This is a genomic window from Peteryoungia ipomoeae (assembly GCF_004912165.1).
GTDB lineage: Bacteria > Pseudomonadota > Alphaproteobacteria > Rhizobiales > Rhizobiaceae > Allorhizobium > Allorhizobium ipomoeae.
Genome location: NZ_STGV01000001.1, coordinates 1,056,988 through 1,069,771, shown reverse-complemented (window position 1 = coordinate 1,069,771; position 12,784 = coordinate 1,056,988). Strand labels below are relative to the sequence as shown.

General features: G+C 60.1%; 10 protein-coding genes and 1 riboswitch. Of the genes, 9 read left to right on the top strand and 1 reads right to left on the bottom strand.

Features of this window, described 5'->3' with window-relative positions; translation table 11 throughout:
• The first annotated feature begins 189 nt into the window (after positions 1 to 189).
• From lon to FAA97_RS05185, 4 genes are all read left to right on the top strand, one after another.
• Positions 190 to 2,607, top strand: a complete 2,418-nt coding sequence (lon, locus tag FAA97_RS05200; RefSeq protein WP_136597421.1) for an endopeptidase La — start codon at positions 190 to 192, stop codon at positions 2,605 to 2,607.
• A gap of 208 nt (positions 2,608 to 2,815) precedes the next feature.
• Positions 2,816 to 3,091 carry a DNA-binding protein HupB gene (hupB, locus tag FAA97_RS05195; RefSeq protein ID WP_136597420.1) on the top strand — a complete coding sequence of 92 codons (276 nt, stop codon included), beginning with the start codon at positions 2,816 to 2,818 and terminating at the stop codon, positions 3,089 to 3,091.
• Between the two features lie 136 nt (positions 3,092 to 3,227).
• A riboswitch (FMN riboswitch) is annotated at positions 3,228 to 3,376 on the top strand.
• A 117-nt stretch (positions 3,377 to 3,493) separates the two neighbouring features.
• Entirely contained in the window at positions 3,494 to 4,393 is a 900-nt protein-coding gene (locus FAA97_RS05190) for a DMT family transporter (protein ID WP_136597419.1), read from the top strand.
• Between the two features lie 99 nt (positions 4,394 to 4,492).
• Positions 4,493 to 6,691: an esterase-like activity of phytase family protein gene (locus FAA97_RS05185; RefSeq protein WP_136597418.1), complete on the top strand. Its 2,199-nt coding sequence runs from the start codon at positions 4,493 to 4,495 to the stop codon at positions 6,689 to 6,691.
• 78 nt (positions 6,692 to 6,769) lie between these two features.
• Here the strand turns inward: FAA97_RS05185 and FAA97_RS05180 are convergent, their stop codons facing one another.
• Positions 6,770 to 7,756: an aldo/keto reductase gene (locus tag FAA97_RS05180; protein WP_136597417.1), complete on the bottom strand. Its 987-nt coding sequence runs from the start codon at positions 7,754 to 7,756 to the stop codon at positions 6,770 to 6,772.
• A gap of 128 nt (positions 7,757 to 7,884) precedes the next feature.
• On the opposite strand from FAA97_RS05180, the gene FAA97_RS05175 reads away from it, so the two are divergent.
• The 5 genes from FAA97_RS05175 (at position 7,885) to FAA97_RS05155 (ending at position 12,783) form a co-directional block, all read left to right on the top strand.
• Positions 7,885 to 8,049 (top strand): DUF2256 domain-containing protein, encoded by a 165-nt coding sequence (locus FAA97_RS05175; protein WP_136597416.1) that lies wholly within the window; start codon positions 7,885 to 7,887, stop codon positions 8,047 to 8,049.
• A gap of 36 nt (positions 8,050 to 8,085) precedes the next feature.
• Positions 8,086 to 9,423 carry an MFS transporter gene (locus tag FAA97_RS05170; RefSeq protein WP_136597415.1) on the top strand — a complete coding sequence of 446 codons (1,338 nt, stop codon included), beginning with the start codon at positions 8,086 to 8,088 and terminating at the stop codon, positions 9,421 to 9,423.
• A 164-nt stretch (positions 9,424 to 9,587) separates the two neighbouring features.
• On the top strand, positions 9,588 to 10,904 hold the full coding sequence (locus FAA97_RS05165) for a UDP-glucose dehydrogenase family protein (protein WP_136597414.1): 1,317 nt from the start codon (positions 9,588 to 9,590) through the stop codon (positions 10,902 to 10,904).
• Between the two features lie 2 nt (positions 10,905 to 10,906).
• Positions 10,907 to 11,926 (top strand): NAD-dependent epimerase/dehydratase family protein, encoded by a 1,020-nt coding sequence (locus FAA97_RS05160; RefSeq protein WP_136597413.1) that lies wholly within the window; start codon positions 10,907 to 10,909, stop codon positions 11,924 to 11,926.
• Between the two features lie 107 nt (positions 11,927 to 12,033).
• Positions 12,034 to 12,783, top strand: coding sequence for a GntR family transcriptional regulator (locus FAA97_RS05155; protein WP_136597412.1), 750 nt, complete (start codon positions 12,034 to 12,036; stop codon positions 12,781 to 12,783).
• Position 12,784 lies beyond the last annotated feature (1 nt).

Genomic DNA, 12,784 nt, shown 5'->3' with positions numbered 1-12,784 from the left:
CGGTACAGCTTGCGTTGATAGCGTTCGATAAACGCCGTCCGCAAGGATCGGTGCCGATGAGGTGTCAGATCAGTCTGCAGGGTTGAATATCGCGGTTCCAAACGCCACTTGTTGGTGGAGCAAGAATATGCCGGTGCCTTTGGGCCGGCATCCAGTCCCGGTGCTCCGGGACCTTCGAAAGGAAGTGAAATGTCGAATACGTCTGCAGCAAATGAGGTTGCCACCTATCCGGTGCTGCCCCTGCGCGACATCGTTGTGTTCCCGCACATGATCGTCCCCTTGTTTGTCGGTCGTGAAAAATCCATCCGCGCTCTTGAAGAGGTGATGGGGTCCGACAAACAGATCATGCTGGCCACGCAAATCAATGCCAGCGACGATGATCCTGCGCCCAATGCCATTTACGAAGTTGGCACCATCGCCAATGTTCTGCAGCTGCTGAAGCTGCCTGACGGCACCGTGAAGGTGTTGATTGAAGGCCGTGCCCGCGCGAAAGTCGAAAACTATACCGACCGCGAGGACTACTACGAAGCCTCCGCGCGCGTTCTTGCCGAGCCGGCGGAAGATGCCGTCGAGATCGAAGCCCTGTCCCGCTCCGTCGTTTCGGAGTTTGAAAACTACGTCAAGCTCAACAAGAAGATCTCTCCCGAGGTCGTCGGCGCCGCAAGCCAGATCGAAGATTATTCGAAGCTTGCCGATACGGTTGCCTCGCACCTGTCCATCAAGATCACCGAAAAGCAGGAAATGCTGGAGACGGTCTCCGTCAAGACGCGCCTGGAAAAGGCGCTTGGCTTCATGGAAGGCGAGATCTCGGTTCTGCAGGTCGAAAAGCGCATCCGCTCGCGCGTCAAGCGCCAGATGGAGAAGACCCAGCGCGAATACTATCTCAACGAACAGATGAAGGCGATCCAGAAGGAACTCGGCGACGGCGAAGACGGCCGTGACGAGATGGCCGAGCTGGAAGAGCGCATTGCCAAGACCAAGCTTTCCAAGGAAGCCAAGGAAAAGGCCGATGCCGAGCTGAAGAAGCTGCGCCACATGAGCCCGATGTCGGCGGAAGCCACCGTCGTGCGCAACTATCTCGACTGGCTGCTCGGTCTGCCCTGGGGTAAGAAGTCCAAGGTCAAGATTGATCTTAACGCCGCGGAAAAGACCCTGGATGAGGATCATTTCGGCCTCGACAAGGTCAAGGAACGGATCGTCGAATATCTGGCCGTTCAGGCGCGTGCGACAAAGCTGAAAGGCCCGATCCTTTGCCTCGTCGGCCCTCCGGGCGTCGGCAAGACCTCGCTCGCCAAGTCGATCGCCAAGGCGACCGGCCGCGAATACGTGCGCATGGCGCTGGGTGGCGTGCGGGACGAGGCGGAAATCCGCGGTCACCGCCGGACCTATATCGGATCGATGCCCGGCAAGATCGTCCAGTCGATGAAGAAGGCGAAGAAGTCCAACCCGCTCTTCCTGCTCGACGAGATCGACAAGCTGGGCCAGGACTATCGCGGCGATCCGTCCTCCGCACTGCTGGAGGTGCTGGATCCAGAACAGAATGCAACCTTCATGGACCACTACTTGGAGGTCGAATACGATCTGTCCAACGTAATGTTCGTGACGACCGCCAACACGCTGAACATCCCGGGTCCGCTGATGGACCGCATGGAGATCATTCGCATCGCCGGTTACACGGAAGATGAGAAGCTGGAGATCGCCAAGCGCCATCTGCTGCCGAAGGCGATCAAGGAGCATGCCCTGCGTCCGGAGGAATTCTCCGTCGCGGACTCGGCGATCCTTGCCATCGTTCAGCAGTACACCCGCGAGGCCGGCGTTCGTTCCTTCGAACGCGAATTGATGAAGCTCGCCCGCAAGGCGGTCACCGAGATCATCAAGGGCAAGGTCAAGTCGGTTGCCGTCACCGGTGAGAACATCAGCGACTATCTCGGCGTTCCGCGCTATCGCCACGGCGAAGCAGAGGGCGAGGACCAGGTGGGCGTCGTCACGGGTCTCGCATGGACGGAAGTCGGTGGTGAACTGCTGACGATCGAAGGCGTGATGATGCCGGGCAAGGGTCGGATGACAGTGACCGGCAACCTCAAGGACGTCATGAAGGAATCGATTTCGGCGGCGGCATCCTATGTCCGTTCGCGCGCTGTCGATTTCGGCGTCGAGCCGCCGCGCTTCGATAAGTCGGACATCCACGTGCACGTGCCGGAAGGGGCAACCCCGAAGGACGGTCCGTCTGCAGGTATCGCGATGGCAACCGCCATCGTCTCGATCATGACCGGTATCCCGGTATCGAAGGATATCGCCATGACGGGTGAGGTGACCCTGCGCGGACGGGTGCTGCCGATCGGTGGCCTGAAGGAAAAGCTCCTTGCGGCACTTCGTGGTGGCATCAAGAAGGTTCTTATCCCGGAAGAGAATGCCAAGGATCTGGCGGACATTCCTGATAACGTGAAGAACAATCTTGAGATCGTCCCGGTCTCCCGCATGGGTGAGGTTATCCGTCACGCGCTGGTGCGGGTGCCGGAGCCCATCGAGTGGGACGGAACCGTTGAAACGCCGGCGATCGGTGCGGTTGAAACCACCGACGAGAATGGCGCCACCATCGCCCATTGATGCTTTTTGGCACCTATCTCGGCCACTTGGTTAAAAAAATGAAGGAAGACCGGCATTTTTGCCGGTCTTTTTTTGTGAACAGACGCTGAAAGCGCTTGTTTTCCGGGCCTTTCGAGTGCTTTTGAGTTGCGAAGGGCAGAAGCATTCGTATTCTCCGCCCGACTTGAGCACTTTGAGTCGTTTCATACCAATCAGAAAGGGTGGAAACATGAACAAGAACGAACTCGTATCCGCGGTCGCCGAAAAGGCTGGCCTGACCAAGGCCGACGCGGCGTCTGCCGTCGACGCCGTTTTTGAAACCGTCCAGGCCGAACTGAAGAACGGCGGCGACGTACGCCTCGCCGGCTTCGGCGCCTTCACGGTTGGTCGCCGCGAAGCTTCCAAGGGTCGCAACCCTTCCACCGGCGCTGAAGTTGATATCCCGGCGCGCAACGTGCCGAAGTTCACGGCCGGCAAGGGCCTGAAGGACGCTGTCAACAGCTGATCGGCCGCGACCGTCGCCACCCACGGTGCGATGGTCAGCTGACGACATTTTAAGCCCGGCTTCTGCCGGGCTTTTCTTTTGCCTCTCTTGCGCTGCCTTGAAAGGCTCCTTATGTGTCGAGCGCCGGTTTGCCGGCATTCGTTCTCAGGGCGGGGTGCAATTCCCCACCGGCGGTATGGGGTGTCCCCGAGCCCGCGAGCGCCTCCATTGCTGTGCAATGGAGGGTCAGCAGATCCGGTGCGATGCCGGAGCCGACGGTTACAGTCCGGATGAAAGAGAATGAGGTGGAGCCTGGATCCATGCCCGCAAGGGAATGGATCTGCTTGGCGTTTTGCCCGTTAAGAAATGGGCAGCCCCTCATCTGTCCTGATTTGTGTTGGTCCTTTGAAAAGGTAACAGGACATGAATCAGTTTTCCCCCACGCTCCTGCGGTCACGTGCCGTCATCGGCGCGGGCTTCATGGTTTTGGCAGGTATTGCCTTCGCAGCCTTGAACGTCGTGACGCAATGGCTGGCCATGACCTTGCAGTTCCCGCCGGCATCCACCGCCTTCTGGCAATATGGCTTTGCCCTCGTGCTTTCCCTGCCTTTGCTCTATCGGTTGGGACTTCGGGCGATGAAGACCGCCTATCCGGTTCGCCACGTCTTGCGTGTGCTTCTCGCAGCCTTCGGTGTGCAGGCCTGGGTTACGGGTCTCGTGACGGTTCCAATCTGGCAGGCCATCGCTCTGGTGATGACGTCGCCATTTTTCATCATCATCGGTGCGCGGCTGTTTCTGGGAGAAACGGTCGGTCGAGACCGCTGGCTTGCTACCCTGACCGGCTTTGTCGGGGCGATGATCATCCTTCAACCGTGGCCTGATGCCTTCACCCTGTCTGCGCTGCTCCCGGTCCTCTCTGCTTTGCTGTGGGGTGGCTCCTCGCTCATCATGAAGAACCTCACGCAATATGAGGCACCCGAGACGGTCACGGTCTGGCTGCTTGTGCTTCTGACGCCGATCAATGCGGGTCTGGCGCTTGGCAGCGGATTTGCCGTGCCGGAGGGCCTTGCCCTGTGGCTCTTGCTGGCTGCGGGCCTTCTGACGGCGATCGGCCAGTATCTGCTGACGCTTGCCTATAATGCCGCCGATGCTGCCTATGTCCAGCCGTTCGATGATCTGAAGCTGCCATTGAATGTGCTCGCCGGCTGGCTCGTGTTCGGATACGCGCCCTCAGGCTACCTGTGGATTGGCGCGCTGCTCATATTGGGAGCGTCGCTTTTCCTGATGTTGCGCGAAGCCGGCAAGGAAGGACGGGGTGAATAATCACCGCTTTGACATCCGAGTGGTCGGGCATGTCATCTGACTGTCACGCGCTTGCGCCAAAGACCTCCTGTTCCATTTCTGGATACAGGAGGTTTCCCGATGACCCATGGTCTCACGCGCGTCGCCTTGACGGCCGCACTTCTCGCATCTGTCGCCTTTCCGGCCTCTGCCGAACAGGTCTTCAACCGCATCGCCACCTTCCCGGTCGCGGCAAACCTGCCGGCTGACAAGGACAAGCTCTCCACCACATCCGCCGAGATCATCACGGCCTCGGAAGACGGCAACACGCTGATCTATTCCGATAGTCCGCTGGGCGGCATCGGCTTCATCGACATCACCGACGCCAAGGCCCCAAAGGCCGCCGGCGCGCTGATGATGGACGGAGAGCCAACCTCGGTCGTCGTCGCCGGTGGAAAGGTCCTCGTCGGCGTCAACACATCGGAGAACTTTACCAGCCCCTCGGGCAAGCTCGCAGTCGTTGACATCGCCTCCAAGGCCATCGACGCGACCTGTGACATCGGTGGTCAGCCGGATTCGGTTGCTGTCGCCAAGGATGGTTCCTTTGTCGCGATTGCCATCGAAAACGAGCGTGATGAGGAGGTCAATGATGGCGCTCTGCCGCAGATGCCGGCGGGTAACCTCGTGATCCTGTCCCTGAAGGACGGTGTTGCCGACTGCGCCTCGGTAAAGCGCGTGGCGCTTACCGGTCTGGCTGAAATCGCGCCGGAAGATCCGGAGCCGGAATTCGTTGCCATTAACAGCCTGGGCGAAATCGCGGTCACGCTGCAGGAGAACAATCATATCGCCATCATCGACGGCAAGACCGGTGAAGTGAAGGCACATTTCTCCGCCGGCACGGTCGACCTTGATGGTATCGACACGAAGTCTGACGGTGCACTGAAGTTTACCGGCACCAAGGAAGGCGTGCCGCGTGAACCGGATGCCGTCAAGTGGCTCGGCGACGACCGTCTCGTGGTCGCCAACGAAGGTGATTGGAACGGTGGCTCGCGCAGCTTCACCATTTTCGACAAGACCGGCAAGGTGGCCTACGAATCGGGTGCGTCGCTGGAGCATGAAATCGCCCGGATCGGCCATTTTCCGGACAAGCGCGCCAAGTCCAAGGGCATCGAGCCGGAAGGTCTGGAAGCCGCGACCTTTGGCGATCAGGACTATTTCTTCGTTCTCTCCGAGCGCTCTTCGATCGTCGGCGTCTACAAGGACACCGGTGCCGAGCCCGAGTTGACCCAGCTGCTGCCGTCCGGCGTCTCGCCGGAAGGAGCTGTTGCCATTCCCGCGCGCAACCTGATCGTCACAGCCAATGAGGTCGACCTTGGCGAAGACGGCGGCCCACGCTCGCATGTCATGCTCTACGAACTGGGCGAGGGGGTCGCTGCCTATCCTATGATCCAGTCCGCCATGATCGATGGTGCCCCCATCGGCTGGGGCGCGCTTTCCGGTCTCGTCGGCGATGCCGAAAAGGCAGGTCAGCTCTATGCCGTGAATGACAGCTTCTACGCCATGCAGCCATCGATCTTCACGATCGACGCGTCTCAGAAGCCTGCCGTGATCACGGCGGCCCTGCCGATCACCCGCGGCGGTGCTGCGGCCCAGAAGCTTGATATCGAGGGCATCACGCTGGATGGCAAGGGCGGTTTCTGGCTGGCCTCTGAGGGCGATGCCGCAAAGCTCGCCGGGCATGGCCTCTACAACGTCGATGCCAAGGGTGAGATCAAGGCAGAGATCGGCTTGCCGACAGAACTTCTCGCCGGCCAGACCCGATTCGGCCTCGAAGGCATTACGAGCGTCGGCACCGGCGACGACATGACCCTTTGGATGGCTGTTCAGCGCGAATGGGCTGACGATGAGAAGGGCTCGGTCAAGCTCCTCTCCTACAATCCCAAGTCCAAGGAATGGGGCGCCGTCCGCTACCCGCTCGAAACCGCGGATGCCGGCTGGGTTGGTCTCTCCGAAATTTCGGCCCATGGCGACTACGTCTACATCGTCGAGCGCGACAATCAGGTCGGTGACAACGCCAAACTCAAGAAGCTCTACCGCGTCGCGATTGCGGATCTGAAGCCGGCCAAGATCGGTGAAGAGCTTCCGACCGTCGTCAAGGAAGAAGTGCATGATTTCATCCCGGACCTGAAGGCGGCCACGAACGGCTACGTCGTCGACAAACTGGAAGGCTTTGCCTTCGACATCTCCGGCAAGGCCTTTGCCGTCACCGACAACGACGGCGTGGATGATAGTTCCGGTGAGACCCTGTTCTGGGAGGTGAACCTGCAGGGCACCAACTGATCGAAAGATCGAAATCCCGAAACGGCAGAGGCCGGGTGATCGCTCACCCGGCCTCTTTGGTTTGACGATCCCGACCGCTTACCAGCAGTGATGCACATGCTGTGCAATCAGCCGCTCATAGACCTCGCGCGAAGCCGCCATGACGTCTGCGGACAAGGGGGCAAGGCTTGCCGCCGCCGCGTTCGCCCGAGCCTGATCGCCATTGCGGGCGCCGGGGATCACCACCGTGACGGCCTCGTGCATGAGGATCCAGCGCAGGGCAAATTGTGCCATCGAGGCGCCCGCCGGAACCAGCTTGCGAACCTCTTCCACCGCCGCAAGGCCTGTCTCGAACGGCACGCCGGCAAAGGTCTCACCGACATCGAAAGCTTCGCCGTTGCGGTTGAAGTTGCGGTGATCCTCGGCGGCAAACTGGGTGCTCGCGTTGATCTTGCCCGAGAGGAGGCCACTTGCCAGCGGCACGCGGGCGATAACGGCGACGTTCCGACGCTTGGCTTCCTGGAAAAACAGGCCCGCCGGGCGCTGACGGAACATGTTGAAGATGATCTGGACGGAGACGACGCCCGGATACTCGATTGCCTTCAGCGCTTCCTCGACCTTTTCGACCGAGACACCATAGTGCTTGATCTTGCCGGCCTTGCGGATGTCTTCCAGTCCCGCGAACATCTCGGGCTGGTAGTAGACTTCGGTCGGTGGGCAGTGCAGTTGAACGAGATCAAGGCAGTCGATCTCAAGATTTTGCAGCGAGCGGTCTATGAAGGCTTCGATATTGGCCTTTGTGTAACCCGCAGCCACATGCGGGTTCAGTCGACGTCCTGCTTTGGAGGCCACCATCGGCCGTTCGCCACCGCGCTCCTTCAACACCTCGGCGATGATGCGTTCCGAACGACCGTCGCCATAGACATCCGCCGTATCGATGAAGGTGACGCCTGAATCGAGGGCGGCGTTCAGGGCCGCGCGCCCGTCGGCTTCTGATACCTCGCCCCAGGATCCGCCGATTTGCCAGGCGCCGAAGCCGATAGGGCTGACGGAAAATTCGGTTCTGCCGAAGGGGTTCTGTTCCATGGTCATGTCTCTCCCGTGATTGATGAGAGGACCTAGCAAGGGGAGGGGCGTTAAACAAGCGCAGGTCCGGGTGATCCGACATCAGCACGGGTGCGAAGAAGCGGTATGGCCCTGACCAGGAACTGCCGATGACCAAAATGACCAAGAAGAGCAATCTGCCGACGAAGCTCTGTCTTTGCTGCGCCAAGCCATTCGCCTGGCGCAAGAAGTGGCAAAGGGATTGGGAGACCGTCAGGTACTGCTCCGAGCGCTGTCGCCGAGCGGCGAAAACCGACGATCGCTCCAAGCCGTAGTGTAACCAAGCGACGGCACGTCGAAGTGGAGATATCATGGACCGACAAACCAATGGCAATGCGCGTTTTGCCCTTTACGCGCTGCCCGCCATTCCACTGGCTGCCATTGCGCTCCCGTTCTACATCGTCGTTCCAACCTTCTATGCGGAGAACTTCGGCATCTCGCTAACCGCAATCGGTGCCGTCCTTCTTGCAATCCGGTTTCTCGATGCGGTCACTGATCCGCTGTTCGGCTGGCTGTCGGATCGCGTGAGATCGCGCTTCGGTCGCCGCAGGTTCTTCTTCGTTATTTCCACGCCTTTGACGGCGCTATCTGCCTTTATGCTGTTTTGGCCTCCGACCGGCGCCGGGATCGGCTATCTTGCTGTATGGGGTGTGGCACTCTCGATTGGCGCCACCTGGTCGCTTCTTCCCTATACCGCATGGGGTGCCGAGCTTGCGACCGGTTACCAGGACCGCGCCCGCCTGTCGGGATGGCGGGAAGCGGCCACGCTGGTTGGCTCTTTGATAGCCATCACCATCCCTTTTGTTGGCGGGCTTGATGCAAGCCAAGCCTTTCATGGGCTTGCATGGCTTGCCGTCATGATCGCGGTTCTTCTGCCGAGCCTTGCTCTTGCCGCTGCGTGGCGGGTGCCCGAGCCCAAGGATTTCTCTAGGCGCCAGCTGGCCTTGCGGGAGGGCTTGAAGCACCTAATGCGCAACGGTCCTTTCCTCCGACTCGTGGCGGCTTTTCTTCTGAACAGCTTCGCCAATGCAATTCCGGCCTCCCTGTTCATCTATTTCGTCGGCGAGCGGCTAGGGCGACCGGATCTGCAGGGGCCGCTGCTGTTTGTCTATTTTCTCTGCGCTATTGCCGGTGTGCCGCTGGCGGTCCGTATGGCCAGACGCTTTGGCAAACATCGCACCTGGTGCGTTGCCATGCTGGCCGCCTGCCTGATTTTTTCGGTTGCCGGCCTTCTGTCGGAGGGCGATGTCGTCGCTTTCGCCATTGTCTGCATCCTGACCGGCTTGTTGCTCGGCTTCGACCTGACGCTGCCGGCGGCCATCCAGGCCGATGTGATCGATGAAGATACGGCGGTGTCTGGGGAGCAAAGAACGGGGCTCTATTTTGCTGCCTGGAGCTTTACCACGAAGCTGTCTGTCGCCCTGTCGGCCGGCCTTGTCTTTCCGCTCCTCGATGTCGCCGGTTTTGTTGCCAGCGCTTCCGGCCCGCAAACGCCAGAGGCCCTATCGATGCTGTCTGCCCTGTATGCCTGGCTGCCAATCCCGGCAAAGCTGGCAGCGATCGTGATCATGTGGCGCTTTTCCCTGGATGAGGATGCGCATCGCAAGCTTCGGGTGCGGCTGGAAGAAAGCTTGGTAAACAGCCGATGAAATGAGCGGTTACCGCTCTTGCACCGGGTCCTCGATCCGCTTTTGCTCAAGAAAATCTGTTGCCAAGCCGGCGATTATTCATTTTGTCATGCCAGTGTCGTCGTCACAGGTTCACGGATGGCTTTAAAGGCCGCCGATGGCACGTCAATGGATATGGGTGTTGCATGCGCGTTGTAATGATTGGTTCGGGATATGTCGGTCTTGTTTCGGGCGCCTGCCTTGCCGACTTTGGACATCGGGTGATCTGCGTCGACAAATCGCCGGATAAGATCGATGCGCTGGAGCGCGGCGAAGTGCCAATCTTCGAACCCGGTCTCGAGCAGATCATTGCGCAGAACACGACGGCCGGGCGTCTCGGCTTCTCGCTTGATCTGCCGCGTGCCGTTGCCGATGCCGACGTGGTCTTCATTGCGGTTGGCACGCCTTCACGCCGTGGCGATGGTCATGCTGACCTCTCTTATGTCTATGCCGCAGCCCGCGAGATCGCCGCCGCCGTGACCGGCTTTACCGTGGTCGTGACAAAATCGACGGTTCCCGTGGGGACCGGCGACGAGATCGAACGCATCTTTCGCGACGAGTTTCCAGAGAAGGATATCGTTGTGGTGTCAAATCCGGAATTCCTGCGCGAAGGTGCGGCAATCACGGATTTCAAGCGTCCCGATCGCATCGTCATCGGCACCGATGACGAGCGTGCCATCGACATCATGCGCGAGGTCTATCGCCCCCTCTACCTCAACGAGGCGCCGCTCTATTTCTGCGAGCGTCGTACCTCTGAGCTCATCAAATATGCGGCCAATGCCTTCCTCGCCATGAAGATCACCTTCATCAACGAGATCGCCGATCTCTGCGAGCAACTCGGTGCCGACGTGCAGAAGGTTGCCAAGGGCATCGGCATGGACAAGCGTATCGGCGACAAGTTTCTGCATGCGGGGCCCGGCTATGGCGGATCCTGCTTCCCGAAGGATACGCTGGCGCTGGTCAAGACCGCCCAGGACCACAACAGCCCGCTTCGACTGATCGAGACGACGGTGGCGATCAACGACAATCGCAAGCGTGCCATGGGCCGCAAGGTCATTGCTGCTTGCGGCGGTGCCGTTCGCGGCAAGAAGGTTGCCCTTCTGGGCCTGACTTTCAAGCCGAACACCGACGACATGCGCGACGCCCCCTCCATCACCATCGTCCAGGCATTGCTGGACGCCGGGGCCGATGTTCATGTTTTCGACCCCGAGGGCATGGAAGCGGCGAAATCCGTGCTCGGCCCCGTGACCTATGGTGACAGCCCTTACGCGATCGTGGATGGTGCAGAAGCCGTGGTGGTGGTGACGGAATGGGAAGAATTCCGTGCACTTGACTTCCGCGAGTTAAAGGCGCGGATGGCCAAGCCGGTGATTGTGGATCTGCGCAACATCTACAAGCCGGAAGAAATGGTGAAATACGGTTTCTCGCATTTCCCCATCGGCAAGCGGATAACAAAGGCCTGAGCATGCGTTATTTCATCACGGGGACGGCGGGTTTCATCGGGTTTCACCTTGCCCGCCGACTGCTGGCGGAGGGCCATGAGGTCGTCGGCTTCGACGGCCTGACGCCTTATTACAATGTCAAGCTCAAGGAAATGCGCCACGCGGCGCTGACACAGTATCCAGCCTTTCGACCCGTCATCGCCATGCTCGAGGACCGCGCCTCGCTTGAGGCCGCTCTTGGCGAATGCAAGCCCGATGTGCTGATCCACCTCGCGGCGCAGGCGGGGGTTCGATACAGTCTTGAAAACCCCGGCTCCTACCTGTCCTCCAATATTGCGGGCTCCTGGAACATTATCGAGCTTGCCGAGCGCTTCAAGGTGAAGCACCTGATGATCGCCTCGACCTCGTCTGTCTATGGCGCAAATGAGAGCATCCCGTTCCGCGAGACCGACAAGGCCGATGAGCCACTGACGATCTATGCGGCGACGAAGAAGTCGATGGAGCTGATCGCGCATTGTCATGCGCATCTGCACAAGCTGCCGACAACGGCGTTCCGCTTTTTCACCGTCTATGGCCCATGGGGCCGGCCTGATATGGCCTACTTCAAGTTCGCCGACCGCATTCTTGATGGCCAACCCATCGAGATCTATGGGGAAGGGCAGATGAGTCGCGATTTTACCTATATCGACGACCTCGTCGAATCGATCATCCGCCTCTCGGCCGTCATTCCGGGTGAGGCCAACAGGGTCGCAGACCCTTCGGTCGAGACGCTGTCGCACCAGGCGCCCTTCCGGGTGGTCAATATTGGTGGCGGACAGCCGGAAAGTCTGATGGATTTCGTCGAGACTGTCGAAAAGGCGCTGGGACGTCGCGCCATCCGTCAGTTGCTGCCGATGCAGAAAGGCGACGTGCCGCGCACCTATGCAGCCCCCGACCTTCTGCGCGCCTTGACGGGGTATGTGCCCCAGACGCGATTGGCGGAGGGCGTTCAGGCCTTTGTCGACTGGTATCGCGAAGCGCGAAGCGAAATCCGGGGCGGTTGATCTCATTCCCGCCATAGGCCTCTTCCGTCTGCACTTGACATTGCCTGGCGAAATTCGCTGTCTGGCGGGAGACAGGCGCATGGGCGCGAAGCATCGGGATTGAGACCATGGCTGCTGCCGACAAGGCAAAATCGGATCTGGCAGACGGCAGCGAGCCCGCAAGCGCTGAAGGCGCACGTCCGCGCGGCTCCAGCGCTGAAACCATCTATCAGTCCCTGCGACAGGATATCCTGGCCATGCTGCGGGCGCCGGGGAGCCCCCTGGATGAAACCCGGCTGTCCGAGCAGTTCGGCATGTCGCGCACGCCGGTCCGAGAAGCCTTGCTGCGGCTGACGGCGGAAGGGCTGGTGACCACCCTGCCGAATCGCAACACGATTGTTTCGGTCATCGATTTTTCGGCCCTGCCGACCTATTTCGAGGCCTTGTGCCTGATGTACCGCGTGACTACACGAGGTGCGGCGGCGAAATCTGGCGATGCCTTCATGGCGACGATTGTTGACCGGCAACGCAGCTTTGCCGAAGCCGTGGAGGCGCAGGATGCCTTTGCCATGATCGAAGCGAACCGCGAGTTCCACGTCGCCATCGCCGAGCGGGCCGGCAATGCCTATTACACGACTTTTTTCGCCCGCCTGCTTGATGACGGCCGCCGCATCCTCAGGCTCTACTATCAGACCTTCGACGACCGATTGCCGCGCCGCTATGTCGAGGAGCATGAGGCGATGATTGCTGCGATCAGGGCAGGGGATGTGGAAGAGGCCGACCGGCTCGCTGTCGTCCATGGCCAGCAGATCGTCCGGCAAATCCAGGATTACGTGGCGCGCAACAGCGCCGCTGCCGCAGCATTCCCGATCGCCTGAA

Excerpts from the sequence above, each read along its gene's own strand:
- FAA97_RS05155 (WP_136597412.1), top strand. The coding sequence starts at position 12,034 with ATGGCTGCTGCCGACAAGGCAAAATCGGATCTGGCAGACGGCAGCGAG.
- lon (WP_136597421.1), top strand. The coding sequence starts at position 190 with ATGTCGAATACGTCTGCAGCAAATGAGGTTGCCACCTATCCGGTGCTG.
- FAA97_RS05175 (WP_136597416.1), top strand. The coding sequence starts at position 7,885 with ATGACCAAAATGACCAAGAAGAGCAATCTGCCGACGAAGCTCTGTCTT.
- hupB (WP_136597420.1), top strand. The coding sequence starts at position 2,816 with ATGAACAAGAACGAACTCGTATCCGCGGTCGCCGAAAAGGCTGGCCTG.
- FAA97_RS05160 (WP_136597413.1), top strand. The coding sequence starts at position 10,907 with ATGCGTTATTTCATCACGGGGACGGCGGGTTTCATCGGGTTTCACCTT.
- FAA97_RS05190 (WP_136597419.1), top strand. The coding sequence starts at position 3,494 with ATGAATCAGTTTTCCCCCACGCTCCTGCGGTCACGTGCCGTCATCGGC.
- FAA97_RS05165 (WP_136597414.1), top strand. The coding sequence starts at position 9,588 with ATGCGCGTTGTAATGATTGGTTCGGGATATGTCGGTCTTGTTTCGGGC.
- FAA97_RS05170 (WP_136597415.1), top strand. The coding sequence starts at position 8,086 with ATGGACCGACAAACCAATGGCAATGCGCGTTTTGCCCTTTACGCGCTG.
- FAA97_RS05185 (WP_136597418.1), top strand. The coding sequence starts at position 4,493 with ATGACCCATGGTCTCACGCGCGTCGCCTTGACGGCCGCACTTCTCGCA.
- FAA97_RS05180 (WP_136597417.1), bottom strand. The coding sequence starts at position 7,756 with ATGGAACAGAACCCCTTCGGCAGAACCGAATTTTCCGTCAGCCCTATC.